Source organism: Brakhagea baltica, from assembly GCF_052161605.1.
Taxonomy (GTDB): Bacteria; Planctomycetota; Planctomycetia; order Pirellulales; family Pirellulaceae; genus JBKCUI01.
The window spans coordinates 6470010-6489285 of the sequence record NZ_CP197409.1 but is presented as its reverse complement, the minus strand read 5'-3'; the positions used below and the strand labels follow the sequence as shown (position 1 = coordinate 6489285).

At 51.6% G+C, this 19276-nt stretch carries 11 protein-coding genes; 4 read left to right on the top strand and 7 right to left on the bottom strand.

Features of this window, described 5'->3' with window-relative positions; genetic code table 11:
* Nucleotides 1–41 precede the first annotated feature (41 nt).
* Nucleotides 42–1676: a hypothetical protein gene (locus tag SH449x_RS25230; protein ID WP_482376664.1), complete on the top strand. Its 1635-nt coding sequence runs from the start codon at nt 42–44 to the stop codon at nt 1674–1676.
* Nucleotides 1677–2148: 472 nt separating this feature from the next.
* On the opposite strand, the gene SH449x_RS25225 is transcribed toward SH449x_RS25230, so the two are convergent.
* From SH449x_RS25225 to SH449x_RS25215, 3 genes are all read right to left on the bottom strand, one after another.
* A complete protein-coding gene (locus tag SH449x_RS25225) occupies nt 2149–3561 on the bottom strand; it encodes a DUF1501 domain-containing protein (RefSeq protein ID WP_482378846.1) in 1413 nt (470 codons plus the stop codon).
* A 48-nt stretch (nt 3562–3609) separates the two neighbouring features.
* Nucleotides 3610–6165, bottom strand: a complete 2556-nt coding sequence (locus tag SH449x_RS25220) for a PSD1 and planctomycete cytochrome C domain-containing protein (RefSeq protein WP_482378845.1) — start codon at nt 6163–6165, stop codon at nt 3610–3612.
* A gap of 109 nt (nt 6166–6274) precedes the next feature.
* Nucleotides 6275–7093 (bottom strand): EF-hand domain-containing protein, encoded by an 819-nt coding sequence (locus SH449x_RS25215; protein ID WP_482378844.1) that lies wholly within the window; start codon nt 7091–7093, stop codon nt 6275–6277.
* Nucleotides 7094–7297: 204 nt separating this feature from the next.
* Here SH449x_RS25215 and SH449x_RS25210 point away from each other — a divergent pair, with 204 nt between their 5' ends.
* Nucleotides 7298–8338 (top strand): Gfo/Idh/MocA family protein, encoded by a 1041-nt coding sequence (locus SH449x_RS25210; RefSeq protein ID WP_482378843.1) that lies wholly within the window; start codon nt 7298–7300, stop codon nt 8336–8338.
* A gap of 581 nt (nt 8339–8919) precedes the next feature.
* A complete protein-coding gene (locus tag SH449x_RS25205) occupies nt 8920–9795 on the top strand; it encodes a glycosyltransferase family 2 protein (protein WP_482378842.1) in 876 nt (291 codons plus the stop codon).
* Between the two features lie 4 nt (nt 9796–9799).
* Here the strand turns inward: SH449x_RS25205 and SH449x_RS25200 are convergent, their stop codons facing one another.
* On the bottom strand, nt 9800–11368 hold the full coding sequence (locus tag SH449x_RS25200; RefSeq protein WP_482378841.1) for a DnaA/Hda family protein: 1569 nt from the start codon (nt 11366–11368) through the stop codon (nt 9800–9802).
* A 455-nt stretch (nt 11369–11823) separates the two neighbouring features.
* Here SH449x_RS25200 and SH449x_RS25195 point away from each other — a divergent pair, with 455 nt between their 5' ends.
* Nucleotides 11824–13353, top strand: coding sequence for an arylsulfatase (locus SH449x_RS25195; protein ID WP_482378840.1), 1530 nt, complete (start codon nt 11824–11826; stop codon nt 13351–13353).
* 80 nt (nt 13354–13433) lie between these two features.
* Here SH449x_RS25195 and SH449x_RS25190 read toward each other — a convergent pair whose 3' ends face one another.
* The 3 genes from SH449x_RS25190 to SH449x_RS25180 all read right to left on the bottom strand — a co-directional run bounded on the left by SH449x_RS25190 (nt 13434) and on the right by SH449x_RS25180 (nt 19239).
* A complete protein-coding gene (locus tag SH449x_RS25190) occupies nt 13434–14255 on the bottom strand; it encodes a DUF6733 family protein (RefSeq protein WP_482378839.1) in 822 nt (273 codons plus the stop codon).
* 359 nt (nt 14256–14614) lie between these two features.
* The gene (locus tag SH449x_RS25185) at nt 14615–17743 is read right to left on the bottom strand and encodes an efflux RND transporter permease subunit (RefSeq protein ID WP_482378838.1); all 3129 of its coding nucleotides are present in this window, start codon (nt 17741–17743) and stop codon (nt 14615–14617) included.
* Between the two features lie 56 nt (nt 17744–17799).
* A complete protein-coding gene (locus tag SH449x_RS25180) occupies nt 17800–19239 on the bottom strand; it encodes an efflux RND transporter periplasmic adaptor subunit (RefSeq protein WP_482378837.1) in 1440 nt (479 codons plus the stop codon).
* Between the last annotated feature and the right edge of the window lie 37 nt (nt 19240–19276).

Below are 19276 nucleotides of genomic sequence, written 5' to 3'. Positions count from 1 at the left end.
CAGTTTGTCGGTATCCTCATAGTTTTAGAACTTATGATCGCATGGAGGCGAATGCAATGGGGACATCGCGAATGGGTAGCAAAGACGGCGAACTTATTGAGTCAGTTGGGCAAATGGTTGGAAAGTTTACCGGCCAACTGTATTCGAAGTTGGGAGGATGGGAGAACCAGTTGATGCAGTCCCCTGACTCCTTGGAAGCTGTTGAGCGAGAGATCCAAGAAGCTTTCTTGTACGGCGCTGGCATGGTGACCTCTGGTCTAATAGCTGTCGTCCTCCTATCAAAAGATCTGGAACGAAAGAGCGAAGAGACAAGGCGAGGGTTCGACTATCCTTTAGCACGAGGACGCAATCGGAACATTCGAATTCGGCTGCTCGGTGGTTTCTTCATGTGGATCAGTTCGTTGTATTGTGAACCCAAAAAGGGAGTCTTCCGAAGGACTAACCCAGAAGTGTCTGGTCTTTATATCGAGTTGGCACAGTTTGGATTCGGTAAAGGTGTTACGCCAGCGGTTCAGAGCACCGTAGCCCGACAAGCCGCTTTAAGCCCTTCCTTTAAGTTCGCAGTCAACGAACTTGCTAGAAATGGTTTGAAACTGGATACCAAAACGGTTCGTCGAATTACCAATCAATGCGGAGAAAACTTGCTTCAATTGCGAAAGCAACGAATCCTTGACTGGCGAATGGGCAAAATGACTCGGGGGGATTCTTTGGCTGGAAAGCGAGTGAGCGTTCAAATCGATGGGGGGCGAACACGTCTGCGTGAAGCGTTGAAGAATGCGGTACGCATTCAGGATAACCCCGACTCTGATGGATTATTGCAGCAAGACGCAGCAGCCAGATCCAAGCCCGTTTCGAAGTCAAGTTATGCTCCACAGTGGCGAGAACCGAAGCTTTGTACGATCTTTGTCCATGACGAAAACGGTCGTATGGAGAAACACTCGCAAGCAACGATCGACGGAACGTTTGAGGGTCCCGATGCGATAGCTGAGCTTGTTGCGATGCACCTTCATCGCATGGGGGCCGCCCAGGCACTGAGCATTACATTCGTTTCCGATGGCGCAACGTGGATTTGGGAGCGGATTGATGCGATCGTATCCAAAGCAGGTATCCCGGCAGAAGTGAAGATTCACCAAGTGCTTGACTGTTGTCATGGAGTTCACCACATTTCTCTTGCGCTGGCTTGTCTTGGGCTTAATGAAGCGGAACGCATGCCACTATACCGAGTGATGCGCACGATGCTTCGCAATGGGCAATGGCAGCAGGTAGTCGATGACCTGAGCGATTTGGCGGAAGACAAAAAGTGGCCATCATCGATCGCGACGGAGATCGAATACCTTCGAAAGCATGGCGAAGCGGGCCGATTAAGTTATGTTTACTTTCGCAAGATTGGAATTCCCCTAGGCAGTGGCTCGATTGAGAGCAGTATTCGCCGGGTTGTCAATAATCGGATGAAGGGTAACGGAATGTTCTGGCGAGCCGACAATGCGGAAACGATGCTTCAGCTTCGATGCCAAGTGACAAGCGAACGTTGGGATGAGAGTGTTGCTGCAATGCGAAATATGAATCGGAAAACCAACCATCACGACTGGCGATGGATACCAAATCCAATGAATTTAAAAGTTGAAGCGAACAAGCAAGATGATCCAAAAATCAAGAAATCACAGGGAAAAATGTGACGCAAATTGGGAATGCACCCCCTCCCAATGGCATCAAGCTTACCTCGATAGGTTTCACTCGCGTTGTTTGTTTCATCCAAAAGGCGTTGTACTTCGTCAAGTCGTTCGCTGACCTTCGAGCTCCAAGGTAATGTTAATTGCATGATTTTTTTAATTGGGATTAGTGAAAAGACAATAGGACAGGGCATGTAGTAGACGCAAACCTAGCACAATGATTAAAGGAAGAAGCCATGGGTACGCAATTTCGTGCAAAAATCCCAGGCACGGGTATTGACATTCCGGCTGTAGGGGCTAGGTCGAAATGACGCGAAACTTAATTGATTTTACATGCTCTTTTTGCAGCGATTGGAACAACGATAAATTCGAGAGGTACGTTCCATTTTTACTCAGCGGGCGATGCAAAATATACCACTTATCAAGAAGACGCACTTAACTTGGGCAACGTGTGACGAAACGGCACGGCTCATAATGACTACGCTCGAATCCTATCAATTACCTCTCCATGTACATCCGTCAAACGAAAGTTTCTTCCAGCATATCGATATGTCAATTGTTCATGATCTAATCCTAGCAATGATAAAATCGTGGCATGCCAATCATGAATGTGGCACTTGTCTTCCACTGCTGCCGATCCATGGTCGTCTGTCGCTCCGTAACTAAACCCACCCTTGACTCCACCACCTGCCATCCAAGTTGTATACCCCTTGTTATTGTGATCTCTTCCATCACCATTCTGGGCATAGGGAGTCCGTCCGAATTCACCTCCCCAAACGACCAAGGTTTCATCCAACAAGCCTCGCTGCTTTAAATCCTCCAGCAACCCAGCGATCGGCTTATCGATCTCGCGGCATTTCTGCGGTAACTGAGTCGATAACCTGAAGTGATGATCCCAGTTTCCATGCGTTATTTCCACGAAACGAACCCCGGCTTCGATAAACCGTCTCGCCATCAAGCATTGACGGCCAAAATCATTCGTACCGTTTTGATCGATACCATACATGGCCATTGTCTTGCTCGATTCACTCGCGAGATCCATCAATTCCGGCACAACGCTTTGCATCCGAAACGCGAGCTCATACGACTCAATAACTCCCTCAACCTCAGGCTGATATATATCTCGCTCCAATTTTTCGCGATTAAGCTTTTGAATAAGGTCGATCTGATTTCGCTGTTGTTGAGCTGACCACTTGGGATTCTTAATATCTGGCAATGCTGAGGTATTTGTGCCTCGACCTGCATTCACCAATCGACCACGCGGCCTGTCGATCTTGGTCCCGGAATAGACCGCTGGCAAGAATGAACTTCCATACAACTGCGACGAGGCAGCCGGTGGATTCAACGCTATGAACCCGGGCATACTGCTGTTCTCGGTCCCTAATCCGTACAGCGTCCAAGCACCTAGAGATGGCCGCACGAATTGCGCTGTACCTGTATGCATTTGCGTCATAGCGCGGGCATGAACCGGTTGATCGCAATGCATCGATCGGATCAAACACAATTCGTCAGCTTGCTTCTGAATCTCAGGCAGAAGCTCGGAGATCCAAAGCCCGCTCTTACCCGACTGTTGGAACTGCCACGGTGAGGCCAGCAATGTTCCACGCCCACCAATCTTTTTGCCCTCGTCCTTCTTCAACTGCGGTCGATAGTCAAAAGTATCGACGTGCGATGGCCCCCCCTGCATACAAAGAAAGATCACTCGCTTGGCCTTGGCCTGGAAATGCGGTGCTTTCGGAGCTAGCGGGTTGCTTCCAATGGGTTCGCTCTTATCGTTCTTGGCCGCCTCCTGCGCCCACATTGTACTCAGGCCTGAGAAAGCCAAGTATCCAAACCCGGCCGATGCTGACTGCAATACTTCTCGTCGACTAATGAAGGATGATGGGAACATAATGTTTTGCCCAGGGATTTAAATGGATAACTGATCTTGAGGATCGAACTAATCGACAATACGAAATTCGGCAGAGCACATGAGTGATTGGCAAAGCTGACTAAGCATTTGAATGGCTGCTTGATCCTTGTTTCTACTCGTATTCGACTTCTCCGCATTGCGGAAGAAGCTCTCTAGCGCCCGGCGTTCCGAATCGGTGGGATCGCGCCCCAGGATTTGTTGAAATGCAGCGTTCGCTTGCCCCCGCCGATTGCTAACCTTCTTGATGAGACTACGCGCCAGTGCATCACTTTGTTCCAAAACAAATGTACTGTTCAGCATGAATAGAGCTTGGTCGGGAGTATTGGAGGTTTCTCGTTCCCCTACCACTAAAGATGGTTCAGCGAAGTCAAACACGTCCAAGGCTCTCGGTGGCGAGTTTCTTGCGATGGGCAAGTAAACGGAACGAAAATAGCTGGGAGCATTAGGAACCTGCGAGTTTCCTCGCAAGCCCCCTGAGAGTTTTTGCAATGCCGAGAAATCGTTCCCTTGCCCAACAAGCGTGGTAAAGATACCGGGTGGAACTGTGGCAGGTCCGTTTGGACCGATCGTTACTTCGCCCATTCTAGCGATGGGACTCTTGGCCGGACGCTTAAGGTCGATCTGACCGCTCACGGCGAGAATCGCATCTCGCATACCTTCTGCGTCCAGCTTTCGGCTGTTACCCCGAGCAACGTACAGATTCTCAGGATCTAGCTCGAACTGTGGGGCATCAAACCGACTGGATAATCGGTAAGCTCTAGAGGTTGCGATCAGCTTGACAACATGCTTCACCGACCACCCGCTCTCCATGAACTCCACCGCCAAATAATCGAGCAACTCAGGATGGGTTGGCCGGGGGCCCGACACGCCGAAGTTGTCGGTCTCTCGCACGATAGCTTTGCCTATCATGTGCAACCAGATTCGATTCACCATCACTCGGGCTGTCAACGGATTGTCGGTCGACGTTAGCCATGCCGCCAGTTCGAGCCGTCCCGAACTGTTCGCGGGTATCTTTATCTCTCGATCACTTAAGACACGTACGATACCGCGTTGCACCTCTTGGGCTGGTTGATTGATTTCGCCGCGAACTAACAACCTGGCGTTGCGAACGTTGGAACGATCCTGGACACCCATGCAGAGGGTATAGGGTTTTCCCTGTTCATCGAATCGACTAAGAATCCCCTTGGTTTGCCCCATGAGCTGATCCAATAGCCCAACGTTGAGTAGCGTGCGGCCTTGGTTCGACTCGATGCGACGGGCTCGGAGGGCTTCTGCGTATAGGGTTTCAAGTGTCTTGAGTTCCTCTTTTAGTTTCGTTCGGTCTGACGGAGCGATCCAGGCGACACGTTTATCTTGGTCTTCGATAGGCAACTGAATCAGTCGGCTGGGTTGTCGATTTCTCTGCGTCCGAGTACCTCCGTAGCAAGTTTCCGTACTTGAGAAGATTCCCGCCATGGCATAGTAGTCTTCTTGCGCGATCGCGTCGAATTTATGATCGTGGCATCGAGCGCAAGATACAGAAAGCCCGAGGATGACCCGCGTGGTGACATCGATTTGTTCATCGACCAAGTCAGCTTGGAACTGCCGAGGGTTTTGCTCCATGAGTGCTTTGGGACCGATGGCAAGAAACCCGGTAGCGATCAGGTTTTCCGCCCACTCCTCGTCCGAGTTCACCTTTAACAAGTCCCCCGCGATTTGCTGGCGTACAAATAAGTCATACGGCTTATCTTGCTGAAAAGAATCAATCACAAAATCTCTGTATCGCCATGCCTGTGGGAAAGTCATGTCACTTTCTTGACCTGTGCTCTCCGCGTAGCGAGCGACGTCGAGCCAATGCCGGCCCCAGCGTTCACCAAACTGCGGGCGCTGTAGCAAATCATCAGCCAGCTTCGCGATTGCTTGCTCTGCGTTCTTCTCATAAGCAGCCAGAAATTGATTCCGTTCCGATATAGTGGGGGGGAGACCAATTAGATCGTTGAACAGCCGACGGACTAGTTCCGAGGGTGTCGTATCCGTTGCAGGAGTTAGCCCCGCTGCATCCCAAGTTGACGCTACGTATTGATCAAGATCGGTTCGGGTCCAATCGTCAAAGGGGCCCGCGTCGACAGCCACTCTCATAGGCGGTTGAAATGACCAATGCTCTCTTCCCTCCTCGATGATTTCATACGTCACCTTGGAATGAACCACGACTCCCTCGTTAACACGAGGATCGGGAGCTCCCATCTCGATCCATTTTTTGAAGTCCGCTAGAACCGCAGTCGGAAGCTTTCGATTGGGGGGCATCTGATAATCAGCGTAATTAATGGCGTTCCATAAAACGCTTTCGTCCAGATTACCGGGCACTACAGCAGGACCTGATGCTCCACCGCTGAAAAGAGCTTCGCGATGATCGACTCCGAGTCCGCCACGAACAGTACCACTCTCTGTGGAGTGGCATTTGTAGCAGTGCTCTACTAGAACCGGTCGAATTTTCGATTCAAAGAATTGGATTTGCTCCGGGCTAGGTCGTGACTCTTCCTGTGCAGCACCGAGGGAGGTGACCAATAAAAGGACGGTTAGCAATAGTAGAAGACGGCGGACCATAAATGTTGCTCGATCGCAAAGGAAAATGTGGTCTTGAATACAACGATGAAAGGACTGCTCGCGATTCGATGCGAGCAGCCCTATTGTTCTAGATTAGTCGGTCGATCAATCATTGGTTGGGGCGACGAGGTCGGATTGGGCCATCCCCTTCTCCACCGCCGCCACCGCGACGACCGCCAGCCCCAGCACCGAATCCTTCTCTTAGTCGCTCCATCATTCCTGGCGGGATCTGCTGAAGCTCGTCTTTGCTGATCTTCCCGTCGCCATCCTTGTCGATTCGAGCCATGATACCTTGCATGCGTTCGGGAATTTCGTCGCCGCTGAGAAATCCATCGCTGTTCGTATCGCGTTGCTCGAACATGCGAGCAAGCATATCAGCTCCCATACCGCGTCCCTCGCCCCCTTCGCCGCCACGGCCCATGCCTCCGAGAAGTCCAGGTCTCATGTCTGCGGGGTTGGGCCGCAATTCATCGACAGAAAGCTTTCCGTCGCCGTTGGTGTCAAGTGAGAGCAAGACCTTGGATGCATTTTCAATTTCCACAGCAGATAGCTCGCCATCGCCGTCCGCATCGAGAGCCTTCATCAATGGAAGAGCCTTCATCAACTGTCCAAACATCATGCTGCCATCGAAACCGCCGGGACCAAAGCCTCCGAAGCCAGGCCCACCCTGTCCAGGGCCACCCTGTCCAGGACCACCCCTACCGGGGCCACCCTGTCCGGAGGCATCTCGTCCTGGGCCGCCACGTTGTTGGCCTTCGCGACCTTCGCCGCCGCCACGTTGCCCTCCGGCTCCTCCCTGGCCGCGTGCTCCTTCGCCTCGTCGAGGATTTCTTCTGTCACCATCGTCTTGCGCGGACACATCGAGGGCGAAAGTGATCGGGGCTACCACAGCGGCAGCCAAAGTGAGCAATGCAAGTCGCTTCTTCATGATTTTTTATCCTAAATTTCGTAGTGGGAGAGGCGTCATAAGAAAGGTACCGACGTGATCTGCTCCACATCCACTGAAGATTTTCCAAAATTCCGTTATTGGTTTCTCGGGGCTAGGTTTGAGGCCCACATGACACGATCGCAATTGTCTGGTACGACTAAGATGCAGAGTCACGTTTGAACCACAATTCTTGGGAGAGGTTACATGTCGGGATGGGGGATTATCGGGTGCGGGATGATTGCCAAATTTCATGCCAGGGCAATCCAGGATATGAAGGGAGAACGGCTTGCTGCTTGCTACAGCCGCGATCCAGCCAAAGGTGCCGCGTTTGCCGGTGAATTCGGTGGCCAAGCTTATTCGGATCTGGGCAAAATGCTGGCCGACCCCAAGGTTGAGATCGTTACGATCTGCACTCCGAGCGGCGCCCACCTGGAACCTGCCATCGCGGCAGCTCGGGCGGGTAAGCACGTATTGGTGGAAAAGCCGCTCGAGGTGACTGTCGCTCGGTGTGATAAACTCATCGAGGTCTGCGACAAAGAAGGTGTTCGGCTCGGGACCATTTTTCCCTCGAGATACCATCGCTCGGCCATTCTGCTCAAGAAGGCGATTGAGGCCGGACGTTTTGGCGCGATTTCTATGGCATCGGCCTACGTGAAGTGGTATCGCACACAACAATACTACGACAGCGGTGCATGGAGAGGGACATGGAAGCTCGATGGTGGAGGGGCACTGATGAACCAAGCCATCCACAGTGTCGACTTGCTGCTTTGGTTAATGGGGGATGTGAAAGCACTTTCAGCCACAACGGCGTTGATAGCGCATGAAAGAATTGAGGTCGAAGACGCAGCGGCTGCGGTTCTCGAGTTTGCATCGGGTGCAATAGGCAGCATCGAGGCAACGACGGCCGCCTATCCGGGCACCCTGAAGCGAATCGATATTTGCGGCTCGACCGGCTATGCAACATTGGAAGAAGAAGCGCTCATCAAATGGGATTTTCTTAAAGAGCTGAAGTCAGACGCAAAGATCAAAGAGGAAATGCTTAACAACGTGACGGGCGGAGGTGCTTTTGATCCTGCTGCCATTGGCCACAAAGCTCACCAGTCTCTGTTTGAGGATTTCCAGCGATCCATCAAGAAGGGGACTCCGAACTTGATTGACGGCCACGAGGGACGTCGAAGCGTCGAGCTTATCACAGCCATCTACAAGTCAGCGAAAACGGGCAAGCGAATCAAACTGCGTAGCTAGCATGAGGTTGCGAACGACTTTTTTATTCTTAACGAATACGCCGCTAATATTCTGGCTGGTTTGCGAAAAATTCAACTCGCCTTTGATTTTGTGTCAACCTTTGGCGTCGCCATGTGGAAAACCGCACCTGTTTTTCGCGTTTCAAACTGGTCTCACTGAGATCTATGTTCCGAAATAACAAGCAGACCCCTGTGAAACCTTCGGGGCAGTCGGATCCAAAATGCTGGGGGCAGCGCTTTCGGTTCGATGAAGGTCACAGGGGTTTTTTCGTTGCTTTACGTCATCTGCGTGAGAAGAGCCAGGATCAAAAGGGGACCTGGAACGCCTGCACTGGCATAGAGAGAAGGATGATGCCGTGCTCTCCATCTCTATCGCCCATCTGGGGGGGATAGCTTTAACAGGGAAGTTGCAAGTCTTGAGAATTTGCAACTTCGTTACAAGACGACGCTCTACGGCAAATCACCAAGATTCGCGTTTACTTTAGCTTTTCTCATTCGGTTCAACGAGTCGACCACAAACATGGGACGGGCTTCACAACGAACTCTTCCCCTTCATTGCTCCCTAACCCTACGGAATTCGCAGTGTCAAAAATTTCTCGCGAGACAACAGAGCAGTTTAGCCCAAGCTGCAAAACCGATCTCGAATTCCTCGGATCGCCCGAGCAGGCTACTAATCCCACACACACGACCGAGATTAGCGGAATTGCGGATTCGGCATTTGGGAGAATCAATGAAGCGGGGCGACTGGTGGACGCTTATCTCGGCAATGATGTACCAACCGTTTCCATCATCATTCCGGCATTCAACGAAATGGGTACGATCGATACCGTCGTCAATTCCATTCGATCTTTACCTGTCAGCAAACAAATTATCGTTGTGGACGACGGAAGTACGGACGGAACGCGACAGTACATCGAGCGATTGCATGAACTGCCTGGAGTGGATGTCTGCCTACACGAAGTCAACTCCGGCAAGGGAGCTGCAATTCAAAGTGGAATACAACGAGCGATCGGTGAAATCGTCATCGTTCAAGATGCCGATCTTGAGTATGAACCGACCGATATCCTGAAAGTGATTGAACCGATCGTTCGAGGTGAATCGGACGTGGTGTATGGCTCTCGATATTTAACGAATCCCAAGCAGGATGGTTCCGCGCTGCATCGCTTTGGCAACAGGGTTCTGACCGGACTGAGCAACCTAGCCACAGGCCAAAAATTAACGGACATGGAAACCTGCTACAAGGCTTTCAGACGAGAGTTGATCCAAAGCATTCGTATTGAACAAAACCGATTTGGTTTCGAGCCGGAGATAACGGCAAAGCTAGCACGTAAGAAGGTACTGATCCACGAGGTTCCCATCGGCTACAAGCCACGCTCGTGGGACGAAGGCAAGAAGATCGGTGTCAAAGACTTGATCAACACGTTGTGGTGCATAGTCCGATATCGACTGTTTTCTTGAGCCCTCAGCTGACTCGAAGCGACGCTTCAAGAGTCTTCAAGATTTCCTTCACAGTCAGCTTGCCACGCCCACATTGAATGATTTCGTCTTCGCTCAGCCAGCAGTCTACTTTTTTCTGTGCGGATATAACGGTGGAATGCTGTCTTTTACCGAAATACTCTCCGATCTCCGAAAGGGCTGATCGGGTGTACTTTCGAGCAAGAAACATCGCGAGCATGCGAGGCTGACTGACGCTCTGACATTTGGTTTTGGCCTTGAGAATGTTTTCTTCGAGTCCAAATACATCGGAAACGACCCGTTCTATATCCTTCAGTCGCACCACCGGTTGGCTCGCTCTAACGAGATCCAGCGTCGCCCGGATCGCTTGATCTTCTTGAAGAGGCTGCCCCTGAATTCTTTGCTCGACAACCAAACGGTGTACGACACCCTGCAAGATTCGTGCATCCCCTGATGCTTGAGAGGCGAGCTGACGAGCGGTCGCAGGTGCGATCGCAACTTGGTGCTTCTCGCAAAGCTTGCCCAGCAGCTTTGTTCGTGTCTCTACGTCCAGCGGTTCCATGCCACAGGCCATGCCACCTGACAACCGTGCATGAAGGTCTGATGAAAGTCCAGTCAATTCGTTCAAGCTACGATCTGCAACTAGGATCACCTGTTTTTTGTCTCGCAAAAGCATATCGATGGTGTTGCGTAGCTCGGCTAAAGTCGCATTCTTGCCCAGGCAAAATTGCAAATCATCGATCACGAGAACATCGACATCTCGATACTTGCGTCGGAAACTAGCGAAGCCTCCCCCTCGCGCGCTTTCCGTAAACTCGATCGTGAATTGCTCGCCGGTCAAAATGAGAACGCGACGCATGCGGTGTTGCATCTTGAGCCTGTGAGCGAGGCCAATCGCCAAATGCGATTTGCCACAACCGTGCGGGCCAAAAATCAGGAGCGGACTAATCTGTCCCGGTTTTTCCAGAACCATGTTTGCGGCGGTGTAGACCAAGCGATTATGCTCGCCTGGAATAAACTCCTCCCAACGACGCTCGTTCTCACGCCGCAACTGAGCGAGTCGCTCCAAACTGTTGTCCTCAGGCTTCGATTGTGACGGAAGCGGTACTACCACCGGGGACGTGCGTTCGACCTGTCCGGCATCGCTGCGATGCAATCGCAGGGCAGGTCTCGACGAAGCCGGCGAGGTCTCTTCCAGGATGGGAGCAGCAACTGTGGACACGAGTGCCTTTTTACTAGCAGGAGATGAAACGATCGAATTGATTTTGCTCTGAGGCGGAGTAGTTCGCGAGTCCGTTTCGGTAAGCGATTGCCGAACCTGAACTCGGTATCCGAACCCGTCTCCGGCGACCTCTTCGATCGATTGCTGCAACTCTGTTCGAAACATCCGCGTCACGCAATCGACCAGGAACGGGCTCCCCACCTCGATGATCACATTATGATCGAAAAGGCTCCACTTCGCATCAGGCCCGAACCAAACATCCATTCTTTGGGAGCCCAACTTTTGCCGAACCAAGGACTCCACCTTTTGGGGGGTATCCTGAGTTATGCCTGCTAATTGTGGGGCTGCCGTCATCGCCTACTCCTGTACCATGCGAGGCCAAGCGAAACGCCATCGTGCGTTTCGAAAGGTTTCCATCCGTACAGGAACCATCCTGCCGGAGATTTGACTTAAGGGCAGGAATCGTTCCCCAGTGGCAATTTTGCAAGACTTGAGTCAATCTTGCAAATTCGCCGCCCTTTGCTGTCATTTCAGGGGGTGATTCTATGACTGCTAGCATTTCCGTCAAATTCAGGTGGCACAGGTTTTGGGATTTTGTTTCGAACAGAGTGATGAAGATACGGTAAAGATCGATCGTTCCGGATTCACAAAAATTTTGCTGCACCGAAGTGTGCCTGGGGCCGTGTTGTGGAAAAGCTGTTGGTATCGAGCGAACGTCCCCAAAGAGTCCGGCGACGACAGAAAGCGCTCGGTGTGGTACGATAATTCGGCCGTGATTTGACCGCTTGCGCGTAACTGGAGACACCTCGTTGAATCGCAATATACCGTATGTTTTCTCCCTATTTTGCGTATTGTGTGGATTGCATATAGCCAAGGGCAATCATGCCGAGCGGGAAACCTCAGAGAATGCGGGGCCGCTGAATGTGGTGTTCATTCTGGCAGACGATTTGGGATGGGGAGACATCGGTTGCTTTGGGCAGTTTCAGTTTGAGACCCCCAACCTAGACAGGCTTGCAGCCTCAGGCATGCGTTTCACTCAGCATTACAGCGGGGCTCCGGTATGTGCCCCGGCTCGCTGCGTGCTCATGACCGGTCGCCATTTAGGACATGCTGAAATTAGAGGTAACAAACAAGCATCTGCAATCGACCCAAGCTTTGAGGAGGGACAGGTCCCGCTTTCTGAAAAAGCAATCACGTTTGCGAGGGTCTTGCAGCAGCAGGGTTACAAGACCGGTGCGTTTGGCAAGTGGGGTTTAGGTCCCGTCAGGAGTAGCGGTGCGCCTGATCGACAGGGTTTTGACGAATTCTTCGGATACAATTGTCAAGCGGTTGCGCACAGTTACTATCCTGCCTACTTATGGAATAATTCCATTAGGATTCCGCTTAATTCGAGTCCCATTCCTGGACACGGCAAACAACTCTCTGGAGATATTCGACCGGAAGAATGGGTGGGAGAGAACTATGCACCTTACCGCATCATGGAGGAAGCCATTGCGTTTTTGCGTGACTCAGCTGATCAACCATTTTTTCTTTACCTGCCGCTGATCGAGCCACATGTAGCGTTGCATCCGCCCTTGAGTCGGTTGGATGATTTCCCCCGCGAGTGGGACCCCGACGTTTATCGTGGCGAAAACGGTTACGTACCAACAACCAGACCACGTGCGGCTTATGCAGCGCTCGTTACAGACATAGATCGATATGTCGGTCGAATTCTGGATACCTTGGAGGAACTGAACCTTCGCGATCGGACACTCGTCATCTTTACGAGTGACAATGGAGCGACTCATGCAGGAACCGTCAACTCGCGACTAAACGTGGGTGGCACCGATATGACTTTTTTTCAAAGCACGCGGCACCTGAGGGGGTTCAAAGGAAGCGTCTATGAGGGAGGGATCCGAGTACCGATGATCGCAAGCCTGCCCGGTCGAATCCAAGCCTCCATCGTATCCGATCAGCCAACTTACTTTGCCGATTGGTTTCCAACGATTTTGGAGGCGACTGGAATCCCGCACTCGGACTACGACATCGATGGTGAGAGCTTCTGGCCTTTGTTGATCGGTGAGCAACCGAATTGGAAACGTAAGAATCCCATGGTTTGGGTGTTTCCGGAATACGGTGGCCAGGTGGCGATTCGATCGGAGCAGTGGAAACTGGTACGTCAGAGGCTGAATTCACTTCGTGGCCCAGACCAATGGGAGCTATACGACCTGAGCCAGGACGAATCCGAGACGGAGAACGTTGCTTGGAAGTATTCAGATTTCGTTCAGTTACTAAGCGAACGCTTACGGAACGAGATGGACGACAATCCCATCTTCCCCGTCGTTGTCCCAATAGATTAGAGATGGCATAAAAAAATCCCATCCGAATTTGCGAAAACTCGGATGGGATAAGCTAAATTCTAGCGTCTGCCGGTGGCTTCTTAGAAGCTGTAGGACAGGTTAACTTTGTAGAAGTTATTGCTTCCAGCAACAGCACGGGTTCGGGAAACGTCCCAACCGCCGGTGAATCGCAATGCAAAGTTGTTTGGCAACGAGATTTGCATGTAAGGTCCGAGCCACTTGTACAAATCGTTATCGACTCGCGTCGCACGAAGGTTCTCGTAGTGGATACCGGTGGAAATCACGGACTTCCAGTCGTCGCAGTCACCCCAAGGCTTGATGCCGGTGTTGTACCACCAGTGCAAGAAGTCGGCGTTGTTCGCCCTGTCGCCTCGAGTTCCTACATAGTAACCCATGTAGAATTCTGATTCGGTGTAAATGCCATTGAAGGTTGCTGTGATATTGGGCACGATACCTTCAAAAGCTCGAGGAGGTACCCCTGCGGCGCTGCCTGCGGACAGCAGCGAACCGTTAAGAAAACCCATCTGTGGGTTGATGTTCAAGGCTCCGTCCATTCCCTTGAAGTTCAAACCACCACCGAATTCCGTCCACAAGCCAGCGTTAGCACCGTTTGCGGAGAACGCATCGGTGTGCCAGAGTAGGGAGTAGAACGTGACGTCAACTTTGTCGGTAACTGCAATACCTGCGTTCGCAAGTGTATAGTTGCCGAAGAAGGCATCTTGGTTAAAGGACAAACGTCCACCAACCACACTGTCGCCACCAAAGGCTCCAGTGCCTGGGCAAATATCCCTCTCCCACCACGATTGGAAGCCCGACTGCGCATTCGCAGCAGTCGTGCAAACAAGCATCGCCATGGTCATAAAGGCGAGTCTTGTAATTATTTCGAAACTTTGTTTGACCATTCCTCTTTGCTCCTCCGTAAGCAATGTGTATCCTACGTCCTCACATCTCCGTGATGCTCGGCAGGTCGGTGATAACAAGCAGACCAGTGTGATGTTGAAATGCGTCACACCTACGCTACTTGGGAAGCATCCCGGGTCTGCGCCATAACAAGCGCAGACCTTCCCTGCATCCTTCTCAGTCATCCAATCAACCTGGATTGCTCCGCGCCGCCTGCGCGTCATCCAGCGTCAACTATCGGCGACAGGCTTTACTGGCGAACAGTTTTAGTAGCCAAATTTCCATGGGACGGCACGTTTGGCCTTAAGGGCGTGTTAAAAAATGACGATTACGAAGGCTGGTGGGATTGTAGATAGCAATCCTAGGCAGGATGGTCTGAACGCCTGCCGTCGAATGGTAGCATAAACCAGTACAATCCTGGCCGAACCAAAAGCTCACACAATGTTGATGTCAGCAAACCGCCAACAATAACAGTTGCCACTGGGAATAAGATCTCTTTGCCCGGCTGAGTACCACCTATAACCAGCGGTACCAATCCCAGGGCGGTTGTCAGAGCTGAGATCAGGACAGGTGAGAGCCTCTCGAGCGAACCTTGCAGAATCAATGCGTGAGTCATGCCTGAACTCGTTTTTAAGTTTCTATAAGTGGAAATCAGCAACAACCCGTTTCGTGTAGCGATCCCTCCCAGAGAAACAAAACCAACAAGAGCTGCGACGGACAAAGATTGCCCCGTCCACGCCAACGCCATGACTCCGCCAACAAACGCGGCTGGAACAGCGACAAGCACCTGCAACACAACCCGCACCTCAGGAAAAATTGAGTAGAGGATTGCAATCACTATTAATGTGGAGCATATCGAAAACGTGAACAAGTTTCGCTGCGCAGACTGTCGTGCCTCAAACTGCCCACCATAAGTGATATAGTAGCCTTCGGGCATGCTGACCGATTCCGAAATGCGTTGCCGAATCTCCTGAACAACACCACTCAAATCGCCGCCAGTTGTATTGACCCGGACGACAATACGGCGTCGCGCATTCTCGCGATTGATCGTGTTAGGCCCACCTCCCCGTTGAATATGAACCAAGCTACCGAGCTGAATCCTCGCTCCATCGTTTAACTCGAGATGAAGTCGCTCTAAGTTATCAATATCCAAACGGTATTCATCCTGCATTCGCAATACAACGTCAAAGAACCGTTGACCGTCGGTAACCTGTGTCACCGTTCGTCCATGCATGGCCGTTTCGATCATGTCGGTCAATTGACGCGCCGTCAATCCATAGCGAGCAAGAGCCTCGTAATCAATCTCGAATCGCAACTGTGGAACCCATTGCTGTTGCTCTACAAACGGATCAGCGATTCCTGGTACGGTCTCGATAGTACGACGAATCTCATCCGCCTTGCGTTTGAGCACCTCAAGGTCATCACCATGGATCTTAATCGCAATTTGCGCAGCGACCCCGGAAAGCATATGGCTAATAAGGTGTGCAATTGGCTGCTCGATCTCGTGCTCGACCCCAGGAAAATCATCAACCGCCTCCGTCAACGCATCAATCACCTCGCGTCTCGTTTTATTGGTATTGGGATTCAGAGTGATCACGTACTCAGCAACATTGACTCCCATGATATGCTCATCCATCTCGGCTCGCCCGATCTTGCAGGTAAAATCAGCAATCGGAAGCATTGGGTTTTCCGGTGACATCTGCAATGCTTTGAAACGAGCATCTGCTCGCTGACTGACCGAAACCATCGTTTCCAATGATGTACCCGGAGTTGTATACAGATTGACCTGCGTCGCCCCCTCGTCAAATTCAGGTAAAAAATCCCGTGGCAAGGTCTGCACGGTTTGAATGGCGATCACCACAGACAACACGCCGACAACTGCAACACACAAGAATCCCACTGGATTAAGGCTAAAACGAATCCAAGGTGCGGCGATCTTCTTGGCATACTTTAAGAGAATTCCGTCACCAGTCATCTTCTTGATGCCACCACTCGAAGGAAGCAAAACTAAAGAAAGTGCCGGAGTCAATGTCAAGGCAACTAAGGTCGATGCCACTATCGAAACGAGATAGGCTATTGCCAAAGGGGTAAACAAACGGCCTTCCATGCCGGACAGCATAAACAAGGGCCCAAACACGACAACCACAATCAGCGTACTGACAACGATAGCTTGCAGAACCTCCTGTGTGGCTTGTAGTACGATAGCATAAGGTGACGCAGTGCTGTCCATTGCCCGTGATCGTAATCTCTGATAGATATTCTCAACACCAACAATGGCATCGTCGACAAGCATCCCTAGCCCAACTGCTAACCCGCCGAGGGTCATAACATTGATCCCCAACCCCCACCGCCAAAAAACCAAGGCTGTAATCGCCAAAGACATCGGGATAGCTAATAGCGTGATCAAGGTTGTTCGCACGTTCATCAGAAAAACGAAGAGTACGATCACAACCAAGACCGAGCCACTCTGTAACGCACTAATTACATTCGCAACACCAAGGTCTATAAATTCTCGTTGCTCGTAGGTAGGACGCAAAACAACGTCAGGAGGTAGCGAACTGCGCAGCTCATCCAGCGCGACCAGTATCTGTTCGGTCAACTCTCTCGTGTCAGCATCGGGCTGTTTTTGTATGGTCAACACAACAGCAGGACGACCGTTTACCGAGGAATCCCCACGCTTGAATTGCGGCCCCTCGACAACATCAGCTACCTGCTCCAGCAGAACCGGTCTCCTCGATGAGGAACGCACGACAATCTTCTTCATCGTGTCCACATCGCTAATCAAACCCAATCCGCGAATCAATAACTCCTCGGATCCATCTTGAATATATCCTCCGGCGACACTGAGATTCGAATTGAGCAAAGCTTGCTCGATATCTGCCAACGTCACTTCATAGCGATGCATACTATGAAAATCGACTAAGATTTGAAACTGCTTGCGTGCACCACCCATCGCGATCACTTGAGTCACACCGCGTATGGATCGGAGCCGTTGACCAACAACCCAATCCGCCTGAGTCCGCAATTCCATGAGATCCGTGGTCCCATCCTCACTCCACATCCCCACCAGCATGATCTGCCCAAGCAGCGAAGCCATCGGGGCCAATTGCGGCTGGACGCGTTCGGGCAATCGATCCAGCGCAGATACTAATCGCTCCTGAACGATCTGTCGCGCTCGATACAGGTCTTGTCCCCAATCAAACTCGACTTGAATGACCGACAAACCTATATCGCTTGTCGTCCTTACATCGAGCACATCCGTCGCACCATTGAGGGCGTTTTCGAGTGGAATCGTGACGCGCAGTTCCACCTCTTCGGGGGCCATACCGGGACATTCGGTGATCACAACGACCCGGGGCCGCGATAGGTTTGGCAAGACATCCAGCGTTAACTGGCTTGCGACGAAGGTCCCCAGTGTCAAAAACGCTAACGAGATCGTGATGACGAGATAGCGAAATCGAAGTGATAGTTCAACCAGTGCAGAAATCATGTGGATCAGCTCTTCAAGTCAAAACGAACGGAAGAACCCTTCTTTCCTCTCGAGAGCTAATGGTCGTGATGATGCCCACCACCGCCGCTACTTTCCATCTTCCAAGCTAACAATAGCTGATAAGCTTGATTCATGGCAACAAAGTCCCCAGGGGCCAAATCGCCCGATGGATCTATGACCACATTTCGGCGATCTTGATACAGGATACGAACCGAGACAGGTTGAAATTCCCAGTCGGGTAATTTCTCAAGTTCATTTTGCAGGTCCTCGATGGGAAGACTTCGAACTTGATTCGGCGACTCTAGTTCATCTAGATTGATCAATCGAAAGGCGTAATGCTCAATCCCGCTCCGAACGACGGCGTCTCTCGGGATCACAATCGATTCGCTCCACGAATCAATCGGCAAGACCAGATGCGCCCTCTGCCCGGGCTTAAATCTCCACGAACGAAAGACCCTCCCCATCGCATCGCGAGTCTCCGAAACGACCTGGTTCGGCAACGCTAGATAAAAAGGAAAGGTTTGTGTCGCCGGATCGACGTGATTGTCGATGTAGGTCACTGCTAGGCCGTCAACAACATGATGAGGCAGCTTGGATGACATGACATCGCCAAACTCCGATCGGATCGGCCGTCGACTTTCTACTACTCCGTGAATCGCCTTTAAGTCGGTCTCAAAAGCTTCGCCACGTAAAAATAACTCATGGTGATTGGCAACATGACACAACTCTTCCCCTTTCTGAACGGAACGCCCAGGAAAGACGTTCAGATGCTCCATGGTGTAGATTAGCTCTTGTCTAAAGCCATCGTCCGTTGGTAAGAGAACCTCCAACGAGACATCGATCTGGCCAACTAATTCGCGAGTTTCCAAAACACGATCTACCTGCGCTGCCGACAAACCTCGCAACCTTAACTCCTGCAGTCGAGCCGAACGTTCGGAGGTCAACTGCTTCAATTCGTACTCCATCTCCAGCTTTCGACGCCCCAGCACCGCCCCCGACTCCGTGAGCGGCTCCATCCGGGCTAACTCTTTCTCAACAACAGAAATTCGAGTGAGCGTTTCCAGAATCGATAACTGAGCACTCTCCAACGCTTCGTCAGTGAGCTGGATCGTAAACAATCGATCGCCGGGACTGAGGGCTTGGCCGGGAAAGCGAAAGATCTCCCGCACAACTCCTTGAGCAGGAGCGGTCACCGACAGACCGCTTTGCCCCGGCTTTTCGATCACGGTGGCCGGAATCAGTAGTGGCTTTTGGTAATCTCCCAAGGTAACCGGTCTAACGATCAACCCTAGATTCTTTGCAGCGGGAATCGATACATCGAAATGCTCCACGTGCTCGTGATCGTCGCTATTCTCATCGACCGGTTCCGCTCGCTCTTTCGTGGAGCGATCTGCGGACCGTCGGAACTCATTCGCCGAATATCCCGCTATCAACCCGCCGAGACACGCGAGAATCACTAGCGGCAAGGTAGGAAGATTCTGAAAACGAAATGGCATCAATTTGCTTTGCGGTAGGAGTACTCACCGTGAAACT